Genomic DNA, 22,000 nt, shown 5'->3' with positions numbered 1-22,000 from the left:
CAAACAGGAACGCAAAGGTAAGATAAAGTCTTAAGAACCACAACGGTTGATCGGGAAATAATTGTCGAAAGGTCTACCGTTTTCAGTTTACGGTTTTCGGTGGCTAACGCATGCTTGCTGGCGCGGTGCTTACTTGAACGCACTCGCTACCGAAAACCGCCTGCCGGTTTTGACTTTTGCCCACGCGCTGACGACCTTTGATGCACAATGACCACACAAACCGTTCAATACGACTACCAGCCCGGCCTTTTTCAGGCTTCTGAGCCCAACAAGCATACCCTCGATTCGCTCGATTCCGGCGAGATGATTGTCAACATGGGACCGCAACACCCCTCGACGCACGGCGTTTTGCGGCTCGAAATTGTCACCAATGGCGAAATCATCGTCGATGTGGTGCCGCATCTGGGGTATCTGCACCGCTGTTTTGAGAAACACGCCGAATCGATGCCGTTCAACCAGACGCTGCCGTTTGTGGATCGGCTGGATTACGTAGCTGCCATGAACAGCGAACACGTTTTTTGCATGGGTGTGGAACGGATGCTCGGCCTTGATCAGGAGCTTTTGAATCGCCCGGATGGTCGCCGGATTGAATACATCCGGGTGTTAGTGGCGGAATTGAACCGGCTGGCGTCGCATTTCGTGGCCATCGGTACGTACGCCCTGGATATTGGTGCGTACACGCCGTTTTTGTGGATGATGCGCGACCGCGAACACCTGCAACGGATGCTGGAATGGGTCAGCGGGGCGCGAATGCTTTATAATTACATCTGGATTGGCGGTTTGTATTATGATCTGCCGGTCGGTTTTGAAGAACGTTGCCAGGAATTTCTGACGTACCTGAAACCGAAGTTGATCGAGATGCAGCAGTTGGTCACCGAAAACAAGATTTTCGTGAAACGGACGGCCCAGGTGGGGGTGTTGCCGCTGCCGGTTGCGATCAATTACGGCTGTTCCGGACCGGTTTTGCGGGCCTCGGGCCTGCGGTATGATTTGCGCCGGGTCGATGCGTATTCCATTTACCCCGAACTGGATTTTGACATCCCGATTGGAGAGGGCACAATGGGAACGCTCGGCGATTGCTGGGACCGGAATTACGTGCGGGTGCTGGAGTGCTGGGAATCCGTCAAAATTGCCGAACAATGCCTGGTTCAGCTCACGGGCGATCTGAAGCGAACCCGGGATTTTGATCCGCAGGCCATTGTTCCCAAGAAAATACGCCCGAAAGCGCAGGAGTTTTACATCCGGGGGGAAATTCCGAAGGGCGAACTGGGTTTCTTTTTCCGGGCCGATGGCCGGTCGGATGTGCCCTTTCGCTGCCGGGCGCGCTCGTGTTCGTACCACAACCTGTCGGTCATCGGCGAAATTTCCAAAGGCGCGATGATTGCCGATCTGGTCGCGATTATCGGCTCGATTGATATTGTGATGGGCGAGGTCGACCGTTAAGCCAGCACGAAGATTTCCTGCGTGTTGCGGCCCAGCCCGTCGTAATCCAGCCCGTAGCCAACCACAAACTGGTTTTCAATTTCAAAACCGACGTATTTAACCGCCACGTCGACCTTCAGCGCTTCCGGTTTGAACAGCATCGTCGCAATTTCGAGGGACGCGGGTTCCTGCTGCGTCAATAGCTTCGAAACTTCCTGAATCGTCAGACCGGTATCGATGATATCTTCAATCAGGATTACATCCTGACCCGCCAGCGATTCGCTCAATCCCAGCAATTCCCGGACCACACCCGTTGAAGCGGTTTGCTGGTACGAACTCACCCGAACGAAGGTCACCCGGCACGAAATCGTCAGGTGGGTCATGAGCTCGGCCGCAAAAATGAAGGCGCCATTCAGCACCACCACCAGCAGGGGTTCTTTCCCGCGATAGTCCTGATTGATCTGATCGGCCAACTGAACAATCCGGTTTTTAAGCTTGTTTTGATCGATGAACGGAACGAACGTTTTGTCTTTGATAGTCAGCATAAGGGGCCGGTTGACGCAAAGATCAAAGGTACAGCATCCGGTGGGATCGTAAAAACTTTTGGTTGCGTAAACTGGAATTTCAAAAACTTCGTTGATACAAGACGATACTTGTGTCCTGTAAAAATGAAAAAAAACATGCTTGTTCTATTCGGCCTTTTGTTGACCTTCAGCGTCCGCGCGCAGGTCTATTCTCTGGCTGAATTTGACAAAAAATACGATATGTTGCTGAAGCACCCCGGTGTCCAGATCGAGTCGGCGGAGGCTATCAATAACTTGTATAATTACAAATTTTACGAAGCCGACAAGGAGTTTCGCTGGCTGCAACTGCGGTATCCGGACCACCCGATGCCGTACTTTCTGATGGCGCTGGCCGAGTGGTGGAAAATCGTTCCGAATACCGAAAATACCGACTTCGATGACAAGTGTCTGGCGTATCTGGACACGACCATTGCGAAGGCCGAAAAGCTTTACGACAGCAAAGACAACAAAGTGGAACCGGCTTTTTTTCTGGCGGCTGGCTACGGTTTTAAAGGCCGGTTATTTTCGGAACGGAAGAAGTGGGCCAAAGCAACCTGGGCCGGGAAAAATGCGCTGAAATACTTTGACAAATGCAAGGGCAACGGCGATCTGACTCCCGAACTGCTTTTTGGCGACGGCCTGTTCAACTACTATGCCCAGTGGATTCCGAAGAATTATCCGGCTTTGAAACCGATCCTGATGTTTTTTCCGAAAGGCAACAAAGCGCAGGGAATCAAGCAGCTGGAAGCTACGGCCAACAACGCTTTTTATACGCGAACTGAAGCCCGGTATTTTCTGCTCCAGATTTACAGCATGGAAAACCAGTACGATAAAGCGTATGATCTGGCAAAGTACATGTGGCAGCAATACCCGGACAATCCGTATTTTGAGCGGTATTACGCCCGGACGGCTTTTGTGCGTGGTTATAGCAATGAAGCAACGACGGCGGCCACCAACATCTTAACCAAAATCGAACGCGGCATGGATGGGTACGAGGGCGTTGGCGGACGGACGGCGGCCTACATTCTGGCTTATAATAACCACCATTATTTCCGGGATCTGGCGAAAGCAAAGCAGTACTACCAGAAAACCATCGATTTTGCGAAGCAGACCAATTCTTACGATGCGGCTTATTATTGGGCGTCGGTTTTGAGTCTGGGGAAAATTGCCGCCACCGAGAAAAACTACGATCAGGCGCAGGCGTATTACAAAGAGGTAATCGACAAAGCCGACCGCAAATCCAGCCAGCACAAAGAAGCCAAAGACGGTTTGGATAGCCTGAAAAAACTACGGAGAGAAGATCGGCGAAAAGCCAGGAAAGGATAAAGTTGAATATCGAATAACGAATATTGAATATCGAATCATGAAGTGGCTCCGCGAGCTACTAAATTTCGATATTCAATATTTGTTATTCGATATTGCGGTTTTTAAGGAATTGGGAGGACTTTACTTTCCTTAAACGTCGAAAGGATGACCATCGTCTGGGTATTGGCGACTTCCTCGATTTCGTTGATTTTTTCCAGCATCAAAACCTGGTAGGAGGCAATGTCCTTGGCAATGACCTTCAGCAAAAAGTCGCCCGAGCCGGTGATGTGGTGGCACTCGATAATCTCCGGAATTTCCTTTACGGCATTCACGAACGACTCCGTTACCTGCTTTTTATGCCCAACGAGCGAAACCTGCACGAAGGTAGTGACACCCAGCCCAACCCGATCCCGATTGAGTTGAGCGTGGTAGCTCTGAATGATTCCCGAAGTTTCTAATTTTTTGACGCGCTCAAGCGTTGGGGCAGGTGATAAACCGATTTCCTTCGACAGTTGAGCATTGGTGATTTTAGCGTTAGTCTGTAGAATTTCTAATACTTTCCGATCAATCTGATCGAGCTTGATTCCTGACATAATTGTAGTGACCTTAAAACTTTATCCAACCAATATGAGATCGCGCAAAACTAATCACAATCCTTTTATTTTTATAAATAAATATGGATTTTTTACTAAAATGTAAAATAATGATTGGTTCTGTGCCCTACTTTTAGCGTCAAAATTACTATAGACAATAGTTATACCAAATACTGTTCAACACGGAAATCCACCGTTCTTAAACTTTTTCCAAATAATATTCGGTGATCGAAATTGCGGTTTTAAAAACCAGTGTCCGATAAAAAAATGATTTTCTTCTTAAAATACAAAAAACCGCCCGCCGATTCGGTGGAAGCAGCTGCGCACAGCAGGCAATAATTCGGACGTCAACAAAGTTTGAAAGGGCATGGGGTTCTTCCGTATCTTTGGGCATCATCTTTATTGACATCGGTTTGCGCATGCGCTTTTATTACCGGGCTTTCTTCGCCCTTTTCATCGCTTTGCTTGGGAAAACGTGTGATGTGATTGCGCAACATCCGCCCAAGCGCGAGTTTCGTGCCGTTTGGATTGCTACCGTCGATAACATCGATTGGCCGAGCGTCCGGGGTATGCCCGCCGATAACCAGCGGGCCGAATTCATTGCGTTGCTGGATCAGCACCAGCGGGCGGGCATCAATGCGGTTGTGGTACAGATCCGGGCGGCTGCCGACGCGTTTTACGCCAAGAGCACGGAACCGTGGTCCTTCTGGCTGACGGGCGAACAGGGCCGCGCGCCGGTGCCATTTTATGACCCGCTGGAATTTATGATCCGCGAAACGCACGACCGCGGCATGGAATTTCACGCCTGGTTCAACCTGGATCGGGCTACCTTCAGCAAGCTCTCGCGCGTGACACCCGATCACATCAGCAACCGAAAACCGGACTGGATGCTGGAATACGGTGGACGCAAGTTATTTAATCTGGGGTTGCCGGAAGTCCGGAATTACGTAACCGGCATTGTGACCAATATTGTCCGCAATTACGATGTGGACGGGATTCATTTCGACGATTATTTCTACCCGTACGGGATTGCCGGGCAGGTGATTCGGGACGAAGTAACGTACAAAACGTATTTCAACGGCATGAACCGCGACAACTGGCGCCGGGAGAATATCAATCGGCTGATCCACCAGCTTCGGGATTCGATTCAGGCCCTAAAACCGTATGTGAAGTTTGGCGTCAGTCCGTTTGGCGTCTGGAAAAACCGCAGTCAGGACCCCGAAGGCTCGGAAACTACCGGCGGTTTAACCTCCTATTTTGATCTGTACGCCGACACCCGCAAGTGGGTGCGCGAAGGCTGGATTGATTACATTGCTCCACAGGTGTATTTCAGTACGGATTTCCAGAAAGTTCCGTACCGCCTGCTGGTCGATTGGTGGATCAAAAACGGTTTTAACCGGCATCTCTACATCGGTCAGGGTGCGTTTCGGATCAACCGCTCGACGCCCCGCGACCGCGCCTGGAACGACCCGAACGAAATGACGACGCAGCTGAATTACAACCGCCAGTTCAGCCAGGTTCACGGCAGTATTTTTTTTAGTTCCAAGTCGTTGACCGACAACCTGAATGGGGTCCGCGATACGTTACTGACCAGCTTTTACCGGTATCCGGCGCTGGTTCCGCCGATGCCCTGGAAAGACCCGGAGCCTCCGCTTTCGCCGAAAGATTTGAAAGCCAATCCGACACCCGAAGGGGTGGAACTGTTCTGGCAGGAACCCGGTCCGGCGCCCGATGGCGACAAAGCCCGTTATTACGTCGTATACCGGTTTGACCGAAAAGATAAAGTGAATATGGAAGATCCGACCCACATTGTGGCGATTTGTGTGGGGGAGCATACCACGCGGTTTATTGACCGAACTGCCGAAGCCGATACGCGGTATGTGTACGCGGTGACGGCGTTCGACCGGCTGCACAACGAAAGCGTGCCGACTCAGGTCAATGTTCGGGTGCCGGAGCCGTGAAAATTAATGATGAACGATGCGCTATGAATGATGAATGGATGTAGACTTTTACATTCATCGGCCATAACGCATCATTTCTTTAAACCGTCTTCAGAAACGCCAGCCCTTTCACGGCAATGTCTTCGCCGGAGGCTTCAATGTCGCGCCAGATGGCAGCCGCTTTGGCAATGGCTTTTACTTCGGGCGTAAAAGATTCGATGACCAGCTGGCCTTTAAAATCAATGTCTTTCAGCGCCTGACGAATCGAATCCCAGTCGATGTGGTCGTTGCCCGGAATGCCCCGGTCGCAGCCGCAACTGTGCAGCAGTTCCAGCCGCGAACCGGCTTTGCGGATCGCTTCGGCCTGAAATTTTTCCTCAATGTTCATGTGGAACGTGTCGAGGTGTAAGCGCACGGCCTCGTTATCCACCAGATCCGCCAGTTCAATAGCCTGATCGGCTGTGTTGATAAAGTCGGTTTCGAAGCGGTTCAGCGGTTCGAGCGCGATTTTTAGGCCTTTGCTTTGGGCGTAAGCGGCCAATTCTTTCAAATTTTTAACGACGCTTTTCTGCTGTTCGGCATACACGTTTTTCGGCGTGGCTTCGGCGCGCCCGACACTCGAATACAGCGGACCAACCAGCATTTCGGCCCCGATGATTTCCATAACATCCAGCAATCCTTTCAGATACGTCATGGCATTTTGCTGCTGTTCGTCATCCCCGCGAAAATCCCGCTCGGGGCCCATCGCGGCACAAACCGTCTTGCAGCCAAGTCCGGCATCAGCCAGCGCCTGTTTGACCCGTTGGGGATCAACGTTTGCGGGATCTTCCAGGCCGATTTCGACGGTATCGAAACCCCATTCAGCAAATTTTGAAAACCACTTCACACTTTCGTTCGTGAAAGGCGACGTAAATAAAAACGTGTTGATCCCAATCGTGTACATGCTGTTAATTGTTAATAGCCGGTTTTTTGCGGCAGCCTTTTCCGGGTGAAAACCGGGTTTGAAACCGCGCGCAGCCCTTATTTTCTCTGCAAGCAAAGGACGGTTTTCAAACTTTTTACTGCCATCGGTCAAGATTTGTATCGAATGACCGCGGTTTAGCTGCCGTATTGCCGGCTTACCTCGGCCATCACCTCCTCGGTGGGCCGGGCAGTCGGAAAGAAGGAAACGATTTTTAGCAGAATTCCCTCAACCACCGCGTCGGGGCAGGAAGCTCCGCAGGTCAGCAGCACGGTTACCGGCTCCGAATCCGGCAGAAAATGTTCCGTAACCACTTCCTGTTTGGTTGGCCGATTGAAGTGCCTGATCAACCCGCGCGACAGAATTTTCTGCTCGGTTTCAATAAAATACGTGGGCAGCTTTTCTTCGCACAATTCGACCAGGTGGAGGGTGTTGGAACTGTTGTAGCCACCAGCGACCAGCGCGAAATCGGCCGGGTAGTTCAGCAGCGCGTAGGTTGAATCCTGGTTGTCGTTGGTCGCGTAACAAAGCGTGTCGCGGGTGTTGGCAAAGCGGTTTTCCACCTCCTCCGGCATCAGGCGGTGGTGGCGAATCATGACGGTTTTCAGGAAATCGGCGATGTGCTGCGTGTCCGACGCCAGCATCGTTGTCTGGTTCACGACCCCGATGCGCTGCAAATCCCGCTCCGGATCAAAACCGCTGGAATACTGGCCCTTGAATTCGGTGTAAAATTGCTCTTTAGGCGATTCGCCGGTGAGGTAAGTCGCCAGCCGCTGGGCCTGCGCCATGTCTTTCACGACCACCGTCGGGGCGGATTCCTTGCTGTGCGAAAATGTCGCCCGCGTTTCTTCGTGCGACGGTTTTCCGTGAACCACCACCGTATAATCCTTCTGCCCGATCTGGCTGGCTTTGTTCCAGACTTTTTCCACGAAGGGGCAGGTCGTGTCGTATTGTTCGATGTTCAGGCCAATGTCGGTGAGTTTCTGCTGAATTTCGAGGGTTGTGCCAAAAGCCGGAATCACCACCACATCGTCCACCCGTAATTCTTCCCACGGCACGATCTGTTTTCCGGAAGTTTCCATGATAAACCGGACCCCGCGTTCCTGCAAATCCCGGTTTACATCCGGATTATGAATCATCTCGCTCAGCAGAAAAATCCGTTTTCCGGTGTTTTCGGCAATGGCTTTATAGGCAATTTCAATGGCGTTTTCGACGCCGTAACAAAAGCCGAAATGCCGGGCAATGAAAAAGCGAACCGGCCCGAAATCGAGCAGGGTGGGCGTAAAGTCACGCTTCAATTTATCACGTTTCCGGCGAAGTTCTTTCAGCGGGCTAATAAGCTGACTGCGGTAATACTCCGGGATGTTGAAGGATTTCATTCATTCAAAATTAGACAGACTTCGTCAGAACAACAACGGGCAGCGGGGCTTCGTTCAGCGCAACCGGCGATCAGGAGAGGGTCGTTAACCGGCCCAGAATATCATCCAGGTATTCCCGGCTGTTGCTCAAACGCGGCACTTTATGCTGTCCGCCGAGTTTCCCCCGGTTTTTCATCCAGTCATAGAAAGTCCCCCGCGGAACGGCGTGAACGATTGGCGGTTGCAACACCATGTCGTTGTAGCGTTTGGCGTCATAATCGGAATTGACCTGCCGGAGCGTCTGGTCGAGAACTGTGCAGAAGGCTTCAAAATTGCGGGGTTCGCTGGAAAATTCGATGACCCATTCATGCCGCCCGTTGGTGCCGCTGCTCATGTAAACCGGTCCGGCCGTGTAGTCGCTGACGGTGGCACCGGTGGTGGTGCAGGCCCGTGTAATGGCCGCTTCGGCGTTCTCAATAATGACTTCCTCACCAAAAGCGTTGATAAAATGCTTGGTTCGGCCGCTGACTTTCAGCCGGAACGGAAACCGGGAGGTAAACCGGACGGTGTCGCCCACCCGGTAGCGCCAAAGCCCGCCGTTTGTGGTGATCACCAGCGCGTAGTTTTTATTCAGCTCCGCTTCCTCGATTGTCAGGGCTTTCGGGAAAGGTTTATCTGCTTCCTCAACGGGCACAAACTCGTAAAAAATACCGTAATCCAGCATCACCAGCATTTCGCCGACCCGCTTCAGATCATCCTGAATGGCAAAAAAACCTTCCGATGCATTGTAAATTTCCTGGTATTTGATCGCGGACGAAGGAAACACTTCGTTGGCAAACAACTCCCGATACGGCTGAAAAGCAACCGCGCCGTGGATAAATACTTCAAAGTTGGGCCAGACTTCCAGAATATTCCGTTTACCGGTGATGGCCAGCACCCGCTCCAGCAACACCAGCGCCCAGGTCGGAACGCCCAGGATGCTCGTTACGTTTTCGCGGGCGGTGATCTCGGCCATCCGGTCGATCTTCTCTTCCCATTTGTCCATCAGCGCCACCTCAATGGGGGGAGTCCGGATGTACTGCGCCCACGATGGCAGATTTTTCATGACAACCGCCGACACATCCCCCGCGTAGCCGTGCTGCCCGTACGGATTTTCGTGCAGGCTGCCGCCAATCGACAAACCTTTTCCTTCAAAGGCTTTGCTGTCGGGGCGGTTGGCGATGTAGAGCGCCATCATGTCCTTTCCGCCCCTGAAATGACTTTCGTCGAGCGATTCCTGCGAAACCGGAATGAATTTGCTGCGGGCGTTGGTGGTGCCGGATGATTTGGAAAACCAGTGAATCCGGGACGGCCACAGAAGCTTCTGCTCGCCCTTCATCGTGCGTTCGATGTACGGAAACAGATCTTCGTAGGAAGAAACCGGCACGCGCTCCTGAAAATCACGGACGGTACGGATGGAATCGTAGTGATGATCCCGGCCCCACTGCGTATGGCGGCCTTTGCTGATGAGCTGCCGAAAAACCGCCTGCTGCACGTCGCCGGGCCGCGCCATCATTGCTTCGATGCGTGGCACACGCCGTTGCAGCAGCCATTTCAGGGTCGTGTTCAACAAGGTCATACGCGAAGCGGTAAATCTGATTCAAACTTACTAAAAATGTTGTATTTACAAGAACTTTGCTTCATAACCTAATTCGGCGGATATTGTTGCCCGCACTCCTGATCGGACCAAACCGGAAGAAGCCAAGGTTAAGCCGCCTGAATGGGGTAAAAACCGGCGTAACTTTTCTTTGTCAAAGACCTGCGTCCGAAAATCGATGTAAACCGCTCATTGCCGTCTGGCTCCGTCATGAAAGTCGTAAAAGCTGTTCTTAGCCTGCTTGTTTTCGTTGGTTTAACGGTTGCCCTAAACCAGCAGTGGGGCACCGTTCCCGCTTTTGGCCGTTTGCTGAGTCCCTTTGTGGGATTTTGGCAAAATGCCGAGTCGACCGACCCATCGTCGGAACAACGGGTAACGGTAAAAGGTGCGCGGAAAGAAGTCCGGATTCTGTACGACGAACTGCACGTTCCGCACATTTTCGCGGAGAATGATTACGACGCTTATTTTGCGCAGGGATACGTAACCGCCCGCGACCGGCTCTGGCAAATGGAATTTCAGACCCACGCGGCTGCCGGACGGGTTTCGGAGGTAGTCGGTGAGCGCGCGCTTGAACTGGACCGCTACAACCGGCGACTGGGCATGGCATACGGGGCCGAGAAATCCCTGGAAGGAATGACCAGCGACCCGGTTTCCAAATCCGTTCTGGAAGCGTATTCGGCGGGTATCAACTCCTACATCGATGGGCTGAAACCAGCGGATTATCCGATTGAATACAAGTTGCTGGGGTACGCGCCCGAACCGTGGACGCCCATCAAAGTGGCTTTTCTCCTCAAGCAAATGACGCAGACCCTGGCCGCCGGGGCCGATGATCTGCTGATGACGAACGTTCTGCAGAAACTAGGCCCCGCGCTGACCGCCAATCTGTTTCCCGATTATCCATTTAAAGAAGATCCGATTATTCCGACGGGCACGCGCTGGGATTTCACGCCCGTCAAAATACCGCCTGTTCCCCAACAAACCGGCCCGGATCGTAGTGTTGCGCTGCGCTGGCAGCCCCACGATCCGGGTATCGGGAGCAACAACTGGGCGGTTGGCCCGCAAAAATCGGCGACGGGGTATCCGCTGCTGGCTAACGACCCGCACCTGAATCTGAGTTTGCCCTCCATCTGGTACCAGGTTCAACTGGTTACGCCCACGATGAATGTTTATGGGGTGTCGCTGCCCGGTGCGCCCGGTATTGTGATTGGTTTCAATAAAGACGTTGCCTGGGGCGTGACCAATGTCGGGGCGGATGTGCTGGATTTTTACAAAATACGGTTTCGGGATAACCGCCGCAACGAATACTGGCACGACGGCCAGTGGAAACCGGTTCGCCGGCGGGTTGAGGTAATCCGCGTAAAAGGAAAACCGGATGTGGCCGATACGGTTTTGTATACGCACCACGGACCGGTTGTTTACCAGCCGGACGAAAAACCGTTTCGGCTTAATTTCCCGGCGGGTTACGCCGTGCGCTGGATCGCGCACGAAAAAGACAACGGCATCAAAACGTTTTACCTGCTGAACCGGGCGAAAACCTACACGGATTATGTAACGGCCCTGGTGCATTATTCGGCACCCGCGCAGAATTTCGTTTTTGCCAATGCCGAAAAAGACATCGCCATTTCCCCCAATGGCCGGTTTCCGCTGAAATGGCGCGATCAGGGTAAGTTTTTGCTGGATGGCAGCAACCCGGCGCACGACTGGCAGGGCTGGATTCCGGCGGCTCAGAATCCGCGCGTAAAAAATCCACCCCGGGGCTTTGTGAGTTCAGCCAATCAGTTTTCCACCGATCCGACGTATCCGTATTACCTCAACTGGCAATTTGAGCCCTCAAACCGGGGCATTCGGATCAACCAGCGGCTGGCGGCCATGCAAAACGTAACGGTAGACAGCCTGCGCCGGTTGCAGAACGACGTGTATAACCACCAGGCATCCACATTTCTGCCGGTTTTACTGCCGAGAATTCAGGAAAACAAGCTGAGCGAACCGCAGAAACAAGCGTTGAAAGCCATCCGCCAGTGGAATTATCAGCAGGACGCTGCATCCACCGCCGGAACCATTTTTGTGGAATGGATCAGTCACCTGGAACGCGGAATTTGGGACGATGATCTTCCGGAGGAGGAAAACCGCCCCCTTCGGTACCCAAATCCGGACCGAACCCTGCAACTCCTGACCGAAGAACCCAATGCCCGCTGGTTTGATGATGTCCGGACAAAAAACCGTACGGAGACGATCACGGACGTAGTCACCGGCAGTTTTCAGGCTACCGTCGATTCCTTGACGAAACAGCACGGCCCGTTGGGCAAAACCTGGGCGTGGGCCGATCAGAAAGGCACGGGCATTCGGCACCTGATTCCGGGCCTGGATGCGTTCAGTGCGCTCAACGTGCAGATTGGCGGTGGCCGGGGCATCGTCAATGCCGCCGGGCGCCGGGCCGGGCCGTCATGGCGGATGGTGGTGCAAACAGGGCCGCAGGTGAGCGCCTACGGGGTTTATCCGGGCGGCCAGTCGGGCAATCCCGGCAGTCCGTATTACCTGAATATGCTCGAAGCCTGGCGGAAAGGGGACTTGTACGAATTGCTGTATCTGCAATCGGTGCCCGAAACCCACCCGCGGATCAAATCTACCCTTAAACTGACGCCCTAGAACCATGCTGCCTTTTTTGTTGATCGCTTTACTGAGCGCCCTGGCGCAGTTGTTTTTACCCTGGTGGATCATTGGCGTCGTTGCTTTCGGGGTTTGTTTCTGGCGCAGTCGCACGGGCTGGCGGGCGTTTGGTAACGGTTTTTCAGGCATTGCGGTCGTCTGGTTGGTCTACGCGCTGGTAATCCATCTGCAAACGGACGGGATTTTGACGGGGCGCATGGCCGACCTGCTCTTTAAATCGAAAACACCGGTTTTGCTGCTGCTGGTTACACCCCTGATTGGCGGTCTGGTGGGCGGATTCGCCGGTCTGACCGGTCAGCAACTGCGGGCGGTTTTTGCGCAAAAACCGTAAGGGATCGCGGCACTTGCGCAAACTGAATTGCTAGGTAACTTGTAAATCGTACCTTTGTAAAATCATTAATCCATTAATTAACTGTTTCTTGTGAAAAACGCATCTCTTGTTTTGAATGCCGTGCTGGCAGTTGCAGTAGCGGTTTTGTATTACCTCCATTTCTCGGAAAAAAGTGCTGCTGAACCGGTTGTTGCCAGTGAAACAAAATCAGCGCCCGTCCGCAAGACGGTTTATGTAAATGTTGACTCGTTGCTGACGAATTACGAATATTTTAAGGATACGCGGAAAGTGCTGGAAAGCAAACGGTTTCAGCTTGACAATGAATTGAACACCAAAGGACGCTCGCTGCAAAACGAAGTCGCTTTCTTTCAGCAGCGCGCCCAGACGATGACCATGGAACAGGGCCGGGCTACGGAAGCGGCTTTGCAAAAAAAACAACAGGATCTGATGGCATACCGCGATCGGGTGGTGCAGCAACTGGCGGAAGAGGAGCAGAAAAAGAATGAAGAACTTTACAACCAGATTCACGATTACCTGAGAAAAATAAACAAACAGAACCAGTATGATTTTGTGATGGGGTACTCAAAAGGAGGAGGCATCCTTTTTGCCGACAGCTCACTTGATGCTACCAAGCCCATTATCAGCGGTTTAAATAAAGAATATCAGCAAAAGCAGACCAAGAAGTAAACACGTGGTGCACGCTTGGTAACGGCTTCACTTTAGCAATAAGGTGGAGCCTTTTTGTTTGCCGTTGCCTACAAACCGGAAGACTTCACAGTTTTTTAAACTACAAATTTGAAAACGGCACAGAAATTGTAAACAGAGTCTATGGTTGTATGTATTTACAATCGTTCCGGTGATTAAATGGTATCTGGCACGGCGATGGAAGCCTGCCCACAGGATGAAAAACCGTGTAGGCATATTTGTATAGGTTGATAAAAATATCCTGGAGAACGCCGGTGTGCACGGAAGGGTCTTGAGGCTGTGATTCGGCTGTGCGGCTGTCTTTTCGGAGATAGTAAACACTGGCTTCACCAGGGATTTACGCGTAAAATTGTCATCACTTAATACCCCGGAGATTACTTCGGGGTATTTTTGTTTACAAATCGGTAATTTTGGCTAAAAATCGAGCCAGTTTGTCAAGCCATTCAGGAGGTCAGCAAGTTATTGGTATTCCGAAAAGTATGAATAGAACTGGTTTTACAAAAACGACAGCAACTAGATATGTCTGATAAAACACTGGCGAAGCAAATCGAGATCCGCAACCGGCGGGCCTCTTTTGAATACTTTTTTCTGGAAACATTTGTGGCCGGAATTATGCTAACGGGCACAGAAATCAAATCAGTGCGGCAGGGGAAGGTAAACCTGGGTGACGCCTACTGCCTGTTCCTGAACGAGGAGTTGTATGTCCGGCAAATGCATATTTCACAGTATACGGAAGGAACGTATAACAACCACGAACCCCTGCGCGACCGGAAGCTGCTCTTGCAAAAGCGGGAGTTGAAACGGCTCGTGAATAAATTGACGGACCAGGGCCTGACCATTATTCCGACCCGGTTTTTTATTAATGACCGCGGTTTTGCCAAGCTGGAGATTGCGCTGGCCAAAGGAAAAAAATTATATGACAAACGCGATTCCATCAAAGACCGGGATGTGTCGCGGGAGATGAGTCGGGAGAACTATTAAGCAATTTATTGACGGGACAGATTGATGGTCAGCGTGTTTCAAAAAAAACTGAATTATTCCCGGAACACCTGTCATTTATTCTGAAATATCATTAACTTGCTCAGGAAAGAAAGGAGTCTGATGCATTCTTTATGGGTAGGAAAGTCCTGGTACTAAATCAAGATTATAGTGCTCTAGGCATCTGTTCTGTACCAAAAGCGTTCTTGTTAGTCTACCTGAACAAAGCAGAACTGGTTGCCAAATCTCAGGGTTATGTTCTGCGCACCGTGGACGATGAATACCCGTCGCCAACCGTCATCCGTCTGCATCGCTACATCCACCTGCCCTACAAAGGTGTGATGCTCAACCGGCAGAATATCTTCAAACGCGACGGAAACCGCTGCCAGTATTGCGGCAAACACGAGGATCTAACGCTCGATCACGTCATGCCCAAATCCCGGGGGGGCAAAACCAACTGGGACAACCTGATTACGGCCTGCAAACGCTGCAACTCCCAGAAAGGGGATTTAACGCCGGAAGAAGCCGGGATGAAATTATACCAGAAACCGTTCAAACCTACTTTTCTGGTTTTTCTGCGCGATTTTTCCGGGTCGGTTGAAGAAACCTGGATGCCTTTCCTGGCCACCAAGCGCGAAAAAATGTATTGATCGCTACGCTCCTGACGGGCAGCCTGCCTGCGCAAAAGACTTTTTTTGCGTATTCAACTATGTTTCCGGAAAATTTGCTATTTTTGCACCTCCTTTTTTGGAGCGGTGTCTCCAATTGTCACTAAAAGTCAGTCAGGAAGGTCCGGGGACTGATGTATGAATGGACCACAACCAAACTTTTATGAGCAAAACGCAAACACTGCCGGATTTTGATTGGGATAAGGCAGACAACCGGGGATTTGGCAGCGGCTATTCAGCGGCAGAACGTGACCGTCTGGCGGAGCTGTACGATAACACCCTGGCGCAAGTAAACGAGAAAGAAGTAGTAATCGGAACCGTAGTCGGCATTACCGACCGGGAAATTATTTTGAACATTGGTTTCAAATCAGATGGTCTGGTGCCGGCGTCGGAATTCCGCGATCTGCCTGATTTGAAAATTGGTGACGAAGTTGAAGTTTACGTAGAGAATCAGGAAGACCCGAATGGTCAACTGGTGTTGTCGCGCAAGAAAGCTAAAGTCATTACGGCCTGGCAGAAAATTCAGCGTGCGCTGGACGAAGATCTGGTTATTGAAGGCTTCGTGAAACGCCGGACCAAAGGTGGTCTGATTGTCGATATTTATAGCATTGAAGCTTTCTTACCCGGTTCGCAGATCGACGTGAAGCCAATTCGCGATTTCGATGTGTTCGTTGGCAAGAAGATGGAAGTGAAAGTGGTGAAAATCAATTACGCCAACGATAACGTAGTTGTTTCACACAAAGTCCTGATCGAGAAGGATCTGGAAGCACAACGTCAGCAAATCCTGAACAACCTGCAAAAAGGTCAGGTGCTGGAAGGGGTGATCAAAAACATGACCAACTTTGGGGTGTTTATCGATCTCGGTGGCGTCGATGGTCTGCTGCACATCACGGATATTTCGTGGGGCCGCATCAGCCACCCGTCCGAGTTGCTGCACCTCGATCAGAAAGTCAACGTCGTGGTTCTGGATTTCGACGAAGACAAAAAACGGATTTCATTGGGTATGAAGCAATTGCAGGCACACCCGTGGGATTCGCTGGAAGAAAACATTCAGGTTGGTTCACGCGTGAAAGGCCGCATTGTCAATGTAGCGGATTACGGTGCGTTCCTGGAAATCATGCCGGGCGTGGAAGGATTGATCCACGTATCGGAAATGTCGTGGTCGCAGCATTTGCGCAACCCGCAGGACTTCCTGAAAGTAAGCGACGAAGTAGAAGCCGTTGTGCTGACGCTGGATCGTAACGATCGTAAAATGTCGCTGGGTATCAAGCAACTGACGGCCGACCCCTGGTCACGTCCGGAACTGGTTGAGAAATATGCCATCGGCACGAAACACAAAGGGGTTGTCCGCAACCTGACCAACTTCGGTTTGTTCCTCGAACTGGAAGAAGGCATCGACGGTCTGGTACACGTATCCGACTTGTCATGGACGAAGAAGATCAAGCATCCATCCGACTTCATTAAAGTAGGTGAAGAACTGGAAGTGATTGTTCTGGAACTGGATGTTGAAAACCGTCGTCTGGCGCTGGGTCACAAGCAACTGGAAGAGAACCCGTGGGATACGTTTGAAAGCGTATTTGTTCCAGGCTCGGTTCACCGGTCAACGATCCTGTCGAAAAACGACAAACTGGCGACGCTCGAATTGCCCTACGGTATTGAAGGTTTTGCGGCCCTGAAAAGCCTGCAGAAAGAAGACAATTCGTGGGCCGATGTAGGTGAGACGCTCGAATTCAAAGTGCTGGAATTCTCGAAAGAAGAAAAACGCATCATGCTGTCACACTCGAAAACGTGGCAGGAAAAAGGCGAAGATCGGAAACCTGAGAAACGCCCGGCAGCGGCTAAAACGCCGACCACCAGCAAAGAGCCTGAGCGTGCTACCCTGGGTGATCTCGATGCCCTGGCTGCATTGAAAGAGCAAATGGAAGGTCGCTCGGCGAAAGGCGAATAAGTCGTTGAATTTTTTAGGGTGTCGCAGCGTCTGAAGGAAATTTTGTAGTATGTTTGCGGCATCAAATAAGACGTAGAGGAGTTGAGGAATTTAACGGGTGGGAGCGTTTTAGGTAAAATTCCCCATGGTTAGATTTCTCAACTCCGAAACAAAAAGGGTCCTGTGGCCGAGTGGCTAGGCAGAGGTCTGCAAAACCTTTTACAGCGGTTCGAACCCGCTCGGGACCTCTCTTTATAATAAGATTCAGTACTCATAAAATACCATCCGGAACAAGCCCACCAGCGGACCGGATGGTATTTTTTTTAGATTTATTTATGGCCTTCCGAGGCCATATAAACCCCGAAATGGTTACCTAAAAATCGGTTACTTAGACAAAGTATAAATAAAATTGTGGGTTGAAATATCAAACCACAAGTGTTTGATTAAAACCGTTCCTGTACTACTTTTGTGCGTTAATGGAAAATAATTAGTAGGTATGCATACTGATTTTATCGGTTTCTCATTGCTCAAAATGTGCTCTCGACGTGTAATAAGTACTTTCGTAATTGTACTGACATTGCTGTTCGGAAGCTATCAGTCGATGGCTCAGGAAGCCGCGGCAGCCAGCGGTGACGCGGCAAAAGGAAAAGAACTTTTCTCCACTTTATGCCAGCAATGTCACGCGGTAACGGATGAAAAAGTGATCGGTCCCGGATTAAAGGGAATTAAAAGCCGTCGCGACGAAGCCTGGCTGATCAAGTGGATCAAAAACCCACAGGCGGTTATTTCCAGCGGTGATGCGTACGCGACTGCGCTGTACGCGAAGTTCCAGCCGCTGGTGATGCAGAGCTTCCCGGATTTGTCGGACGAAGACATCAAAAACATTCTGGCGCACGTTGAAGCGGCCAATGCCCCAGCACCCGCTGCCGCAGCAGGCCCGGCCGGTGCCGCTGCTCCGGCCGCAGCACAAGCCAGCGAAAGCCCATCCGGTTTGTTCACGGCGGTTTTGGTTGCCTTGCTGGTTGTGATGGTGCTGGTCTTGGTTGTGTTGCTGGTGCTGGTGACCGTTCTGTCAAAAGCAGTTGGTCCAACGACGGCAGACGAAACCGGTCAGACAAAATCCTTCTCTGAGCGCCTGAAAACAGGACTTGCGGCCGCAGCCGGTAATAGCGCACTCCGTTCAATCATTCTCTGGTTGTTTGTTTTCGTCGTTGTTAAACAGACGTTCGACGGCATGTATAGCGTTGGGATTTCCCAGGGATATGCCCCGAAGCAACCCATCGCTTTTTCACACAAATTACACGCAGGTCAGTATCAGATCAATTGCAACTACTGCCACACCAGCGTTTACAAAGGAAAGCTCGCGACCATTCCGTCGGCCAACATTTGTATGAACTGCCACGGTGAGATCAAGCGGGAATCACCGGAAATTCAGAAGATTTACAAAGCGATTGAATCCGACACGCCAATTGAATGGGTACGGGTCCATAACTTACCGGATCTGGCGTATTTCAACCATGCTCAACACACGAACGTCGGTCAGGTTCAGTGCCAGACCTGCCACGGACAAGTTGAAAAAATGGAAATAATGGAACAACGGTCTTCACTGACGATGGGTTGGTGTATTGACTGTCACCGGAAGACGGAAGTTGCTACAAAAGATAATGCCTACTACGATAAATTAGTTGCCCTCCATAAAAAGGGAAGCAAAGAACCGTTGCGTGTGGCTAATATTGGTGGCCTCGAGTGTTCAAAATGCCATTATTAATCACATTGAATCCCATTTAACAGTTGAACGAATCATAAGGACTGTATGGAAAGTACAAATAAACGGTATTGGAGGGGACTGGAAGAACTACGGAACGACGAATCATTTGTAAAAAATGCGTACAAAGAGTTCTCAGACGCCGATACGAATAAATCTACTGAATCAGGAAGTATTGTCGACGGGATCGGTAGTGATCGTCGGGATTTCTTAAAAGTATTAGGTTTTGGCATGGCGGCCGTAACACTGGCCGCCTGTGAAACGCCAGTTCATAAGGCAATACCCTATATTAATAAACCGGAAACCACTTTTCCGGGCATTGCAGACTTCTACGCATCAACGTACAGCGAAGGTGGGGAGTACATCCCGGTTCTGGTAAAAACCCGTGAAGGTCGTCCCATTAAAATTGAAGGAAATACGTCGTCGAGCATTACCAAAGGCGGAACGTCAGCGCGTGTTCAGGCTTCGGTTTTATCGCTGTATGATAATGATAAACTGAAAGGGCCGAAAAAAGGCGAAGCGGATAGTGAATGGGGTGCTATTGATCAGGAAATTCAGGCGCAACTCCAACGGGGTGGAACCATCCGGATTGTTTCGTCCACACTCTTGAGCCCATCGACGAAAGCCGTTATTGCCGCCTTCATTGCGAAATATCCGACCGCTACCCACGTTCAGTACGATGCCAATTCCGCATCCGGTTTGGTACAGGCCAATCAGACTTCGTTCGGTCAGGCGGTTATTCCTTCCTACGATTTCAGCAAAGCGAAAACGATTGTCAGCATTGGTGCTGATTTTCTGGGGACCTGGATTGCTCCCTTGGAATACACTGATCAATACATTACGACCCGCAAAGTTGGTGCCAACGCAGGTAACAAAAAGGAAATGTCACGGCATTACCAGTTTGAAACCGGATTGTCGATGACAGGTTCCAATGCCGATTACCGGACGCCGATCAAACCGTCGCAGGAAGGCCTGGTCGTTGCGGCACTTTACAACAAGGTTGCTGCCAAATTGGGTGGGACACCGGTAAGCACGGCTGCCATCACGGTTGAATACCTCGACAAAGCGGCTGCTGACTTGGCTGCGGCCCGGGGCGCGGCCTTGGTCGTATCGGGTTCCAATGATCCGAACGTTCAGGTTCTGGTCAATGCCCTGAATAATTTGCTGGGAAGCTACGGCACGACGATCGATCTGAGCCGCCCGGTCAATTACCGCCAGGGGAATGACGCGGCCATGAGTGCTTTTATCAATGAAGTAAAGGCAGGGCAGGTCCAGGGTGTTATTTTCTACGCAGCCAACCCGGTTTATGATCACCCGCGGGGCGCCGAACTGAAAGACGCCCTACCACGGGTTGGTTTATCGGTCTCTTTTGCCGACCGCGCCGACGAAACGGCTTCTCTTTGCAAATACGTTTGTCCGGCTTCGCACTACCTGGAGTCCTGGGATGATGCTTCGCCCAAAGCTGGTTTCTACAGCCTGACGCAGCCGACGATCAATACAATCTTCAAAACGCGCCAACCGCAGGTTTCCCTGCTGAAATGGGCGGGCTTAAATTCCAACTACGAAACATTCGTCAAAAACTACTGGCGGACGACGGTTTATCCACAAGCCGGAAGCGGGGTTTCTTTCGACCAATTCTGGGTTCAGTCGTTGCACGACGGCGTTCTGGAACTTAAGAATGCACCTGCCGGCGCTGCGGGTACGTTCAATGCCGGAACCGTTGCAACTGCAGCTGCCGGTGTTGCCCAGCGGTATAAAGCTACTTCGACGACCCTCGAATTGTCGCTGTACGAAAAAGTGGGTATTGGTACGGGTGCAATGGCAAACAACCCCTGGTTACAGGAATTGCCCGACCCGGTTTCAAAAGCCTGCTGGGACAATTACGCTTGTCTGTCTCAAAAAACCGCCAGCGAGTTAGGCGTTGAGCAGCATGATTTGGTGACCATTGAAGTTGCCGGTAAACCGGCCATTGAGTTGCCCGTGCTGGTTCAGCCGGGTCAGGCCGACGGAACGGTTTCCATCGCCATTGGATACGGCCGCGAAAAAGCGGGCAAATCAGCCGACGGCGTTGGTAAAAATGCATATCCGCTGGCGTCGGTTTCCGCCAATGCGCTGCTGTTTATGGCGCCGGATGTTAAAATCAGTAAAGCAAGCGGGTCGCGCACCATTGCGCAGACGCAGACGCACGACACCGTTATGGGTCGCCGGGCGGTTATTCAGGAAACGGTTCTATCTGCGTACAAGAAAGACGTAAAAGCGGGGCGTTATTTCCCGAAAGTTGCCACGTCGGAAGGAGCGGTTCCGACCACGGATATTTCGCTTTGGAAAGGTTACGAAAAGCCGAACCACTCCTGGGGGATGGTCATTGACCTGAACTCCTGCACGGGTTGTGCAGCCTGCGTGATCGGCTGTCAGGCGGAAAACAACATTCCGGTTGTCGGTCGGCAGGAAGTAATCAATCGGCGCGAGATGCACTGGATTCGGATTGACCGTTATTACAGCAGTGATGCAGAAGCGGAAGATCGCAAAGGACTTGAAATTGCTTCCACCAATCCGGAAGTTGTTTTCCAGCCGATGCTCTGCCAGCATTGCTCCAACGCTCCCTGCGAAACCGTATGCCCGGTTTTGGCAACGACGCACAGTACGGAAGGTCTGAACCAGATGACGTACAATCGCTGCGTTGGAACGCGTTACTGCGCTAACAACTGTCCGTATAAAGTTCGCCGGTTTAACTGGTTTAAATACTTCGATAACGACAACTTCGATTATCACTACAACAACGATCTCGGAAAGATGGTTATCAATCCGGATGTTACCGTGCGTTCACGGGGTGTTATTGAAAAATGCTCATTCTGCGTACAACGGATTCAGGACGGCAAATTGACGGCCAAAAAAGAACGCAGAAGACCGAAACCGGATGAAATTCAGGTGGCCTGTGCGCAAGCCTGCCCCACCGGTGGTATCGTCTTTGGGGATATGAACGACCCGGAAAGCACGATCTCAAAACTGTTGAAAGAAGAAACGGAAGGCCGGGCTTTTCAGGTACTGGAAGAAATCAACGTTAGACCGCAGATTTCCTACCTGACCAAAATCCGGAACAAGGATGAAGTTGCCAAGCCGGTAGCGGCCGCTGCTGAGCACCACGCAGAATAATTTCATCGCCGATTGTGTATTTCTGGTT

Annotated in this window: 16 protein-coding genes and 1 tRNA gene; 12 read left to right on the top strand and 5 right to left on the bottom strand. The window is 51.3% G+C overall.

Features of this window, described 5'->3' with window-relative positions:
* Nucleotides 1–207: 207 nt before the first annotated feature.
* On the top strand, nucleotides 208–1,443 hold the full coding sequence (locus ACYVHX_RS09160) for an NADH-quinone oxidoreductase subunit D (RefSeq protein WP_460671317.1): 1,236 nt from the start codon (nucleotides 208–210) through the stop codon (nucleotides 1,441–1,443).
* Here ACYVHX_RS09160 and hpt read toward each other — a convergent pair.
* Complete coding sequence (gene hpt, locus ACYVHX_RS09155) at nucleotides 1,440–1,967, bottom strand: hypoxanthine phosphoribosyltransferase (RefSeq protein ID WP_460671316.1); 528 nt, start codon at nucleotides 1,965–1,967, stop codon at nucleotides 1,440–1,442. The genes ACYVHX_RS09160 and hpt overlap by 4 nt on opposite strands.
* Nucleotides 1,968–2,090: 123 nt before the next feature.
* Between hpt and ACYVHX_RS09150 the strand changes: the two genes are divergently transcribed.
* Nucleotides 2,091–3,311 carry a tetratricopeptide repeat protein gene (locus ACYVHX_RS09150; RefSeq protein ID WP_460671315.1) on the top strand — a complete coding sequence of 407 codons (1,221 nt, stop codon included), beginning with the start codon at nucleotides 2,091–2,093 and terminating at the stop codon, nucleotides 3,309–3,311.
* Between the two features lie 101 nt (nucleotides 3,312–3,412).
* On the opposite strand, the gene ACYVHX_RS09145 is transcribed toward ACYVHX_RS09150, so the two are convergent.
* Nucleotides 3,413–3,883 (bottom strand): Lrp/AsnC family transcriptional regulator, encoded by a 471-nt coding sequence (locus ACYVHX_RS09145; RefSeq protein ID WP_460671314.1) that lies wholly within the window; start codon nucleotides 3,881–3,883, stop codon nucleotides 3,413–3,415.
* A 386-nt stretch (nucleotides 3,884–4,269) separates the two neighbouring features.
* Here ACYVHX_RS09145 and ACYVHX_RS09140 point away from each other — a divergent pair, with 386 nt between their 5' ends.
* Nucleotides 4,270–5,844, top strand: coding sequence for a glycoside hydrolase family 10 protein (locus tag ACYVHX_RS09140; protein ID WP_460671313.1), 1,575 nt, complete (start codon nucleotides 4,270–4,272; stop codon nucleotides 5,842–5,844).
* A 79-nt stretch (nucleotides 5,845–5,923) separates the two neighbouring features.
* Here ACYVHX_RS09140 and ACYVHX_RS09135 read toward each other — a convergent pair whose 3' ends face one another.
* The 3 genes from ACYVHX_RS09135 to ACYVHX_RS09125 all read right to left on the bottom strand — a co-directional run bounded on the left by ACYVHX_RS09135 (nucleotide 5,924) and on the right by ACYVHX_RS09125 (nucleotide 9,760).
* Entirely contained in the window at nucleotides 5,924–6,766 is an 843-nt protein-coding gene (locus tag ACYVHX_RS09135; RefSeq protein WP_460671312.1) for a sugar phosphate isomerase/epimerase family protein, read from the bottom strand.
* Nucleotides 6,767–6,921: 155 nt separating this feature from the next.
* A complete protein-coding gene (locus ACYVHX_RS09130) occupies nucleotides 6,922–8,163 on the bottom strand; it encodes a 4-hydroxy-3-methylbut-2-enyl diphosphate reductase (RefSeq protein ID WP_460671311.1) in 1,242 nt (413 codons plus the stop codon).
* Nucleotides 8,164–8,233: 70 nt separating this feature from the next.
* Entirely contained in the window at nucleotides 8,234–9,760 is a 1,527-nt protein-coding gene (locus ACYVHX_RS09125) for a GH3 auxin-responsive promoter family protein (protein WP_460671310.1), read from the bottom strand.
* Between the two features lie 228 nt (nucleotides 9,761–9,988).
* On the opposite strand from ACYVHX_RS09125, the gene ACYVHX_RS09120 reads away from it, so the two are divergent.
* From ACYVHX_RS09120 to ACYVHX_RS09080, 9 genes are all read left to right on the top strand, one after another.
* Nucleotides 9,989–12,424 (top strand): penicillin acylase family protein, encoded by a 2,436-nt coding sequence (locus ACYVHX_RS09120; RefSeq protein WP_460671309.1) that lies wholly within the window; start codon nucleotides 9,989–9,991, stop codon nucleotides 12,422–12,424.
* Between the two features lie 4 nt (nucleotides 12,425–12,428).
* The gene (locus ACYVHX_RS09115) at nucleotides 12,429–12,776 is read left to right on the top strand and encodes a hypothetical protein (RefSeq protein WP_460671308.1); all 348 of its coding nucleotides are present in this window, start codon (nucleotides 12,429–12,431) and stop codon (nucleotides 12,774–12,776) included.
* Between the two features lie 90 nt (nucleotides 12,777–12,866).
* Nucleotides 12,867–13,463, top strand: coding sequence for an OmpH/Skp family outer membrane protein (locus tag ACYVHX_RS09110; protein ID WP_460671307.1), 597 nt, complete (start codon nucleotides 12,867–12,869; stop codon nucleotides 13,461–13,463).
* 537 nt (nucleotides 13,464–14,000) lie between these two features.
* A complete protein-coding gene (gene smpB / locus ACYVHX_RS09105; RefSeq protein ID WP_460671306.1) occupies nucleotides 14,001–14,462 on the top strand; it encodes an SsrA-binding protein SmpB in 462 nt (153 codons plus the stop codon).
* A 131-nt stretch (nucleotides 14,463–14,593) separates the two neighbouring features.
* On the top strand, nucleotides 14,594–15,109 hold the full coding sequence (locus ACYVHX_RS09100; protein WP_460671305.1) for an HNH endonuclease: 516 nt from the start codon (nucleotides 14,594–14,596) through the stop codon (nucleotides 15,107–15,109).
* Nucleotides 15,110–15,290: 181 nt separating this feature from the next.
* On the top strand, nucleotides 15,291–17,075 hold the full coding sequence (gene rpsA, locus ACYVHX_RS09095) for a 30S ribosomal protein S1 (RefSeq protein ID WP_460671304.1): 1,785 nt from the start codon (nucleotides 15,291–15,293) through the stop codon (nucleotides 17,073–17,075).
* Between the two features lie 156 nt (nucleotides 17,076–17,231).
* A tRNA-Cys gene (locus ACYVHX_RS09090) sits at nucleotides 17,232–17,302 on the top strand.
* Nucleotides 17,303–17,586: 284 nt separating this feature from the next.
* Entirely contained in the window at nucleotides 17,587–18,822 is a 1,236-nt protein-coding gene (locus ACYVHX_RS09085; protein ID WP_460671347.1) for a cytochrome c3 family protein, read from the top strand.
* Between the two features lie 45 nt (nucleotides 18,823–18,867).
* Nucleotides 18,868–21,972 (top strand): TAT-variant-translocated molybdopterin oxidoreductase, encoded by a 3,105-nt coding sequence (locus ACYVHX_RS09080; RefSeq protein WP_460671303.1) that lies wholly within the window; start codon nucleotides 18,868–18,870, stop codon nucleotides 21,970–21,972.
* Nucleotides 21,973–22,000 lie beyond the last annotated feature (28 nt).

The organism is Larkinella ripae (assembly GCF_054780775.1).
Note: the sequence above shows the minus strand (reverse complement) of the source record. Positions and strands in the feature narration are given on the sequence as shown.

Coding starts and splice junctions, on each gene's coding strand:
- ACYVHX_RS09160 (WP_460671317.1), top strand. CDS start 208: ATGACCACACAAACCGTTCAATACGACTACCAGCCCGGCCTTTTTCAG.
- hpt (WP_460671316.1), bottom strand. CDS start 1,967: ATGCTGACTATCAAAGACAAAACGTTCGTTCCGTTCATCGATCAAAAC.
- ACYVHX_RS09150 (WP_460671315.1), top strand. CDS start 2,091: ATGAAAAAAAACATGCTTGTTCTATTCGGCCTTTTGTTGACCTTCAGC.
- ACYVHX_RS09145 (WP_460671314.1), bottom strand. CDS start 3,883: ATGTCAGGAATCAAGCTCGATCAGATTGATCGGAAAGTATTAGAAATT.
- ACYVHX_RS09135 (WP_460671312.1), bottom strand. CDS start 6,766: ATGTACACGATTGGGATCAACACGTTTTTATTTACGTCGCCTTTCACG.
- ACYVHX_RS09130 (WP_460671311.1), bottom strand. CDS start 8,163: ATGAAATCCTTCAACATCCCGGAGTATTACCGCAGTCAGCTTATTAGC.
- ACYVHX_RS09125 (WP_460671310.1), bottom strand. CDS start 9,760: ATGACCTTGTTGAACACGACCCTGAAATGGCTGCTGCAACGGCGTGTG.
- ACYVHX_RS09120 (WP_460671309.1), top strand. CDS start 9,989: ATGAAAGTCGTAAAAGCTGTTCTTAGCCTGCTTGTTTTCGTTGGTTTA.
- ACYVHX_RS09115 (WP_460671308.1), top strand. CDS start 12,429: ATGCTGCCTTTTTTGTTGATCGCTTTACTGAGCGCCCTGGCGCAGTTG.
- smpB (WP_460671306.1), top strand. CDS start 14,001: ATGTCTGATAAAACACTGGCGAAGCAAATCGAGATCCGCAACCGGCGG.
- ACYVHX_RS09100 (WP_460671305.1), top strand. CDS start 14,594: ATGGGTAGGAAAGTCCTGGTACTAAATCAAGATTATAGTGCTCTAGGC.
- rpsA (WP_460671304.1), top strand. CDS start 15,291: ATGAGCAAAACGCAAACACTGCCGGATTTTGATTGGGATAAGGCAGAC.
- ACYVHX_RS09085 (WP_460671347.1), top strand. CDS start 17,587: ATGTGCTCTCGACGTGTAATAAGTACTTTCGTAATTGTACTGACATTG.
- ACYVHX_RS09080 (WP_460671303.1), top strand. CDS start 18,868: ATGGAAAGTACAAATAAACGGTATTGGAGGGGACTGGAAGAACTACGG.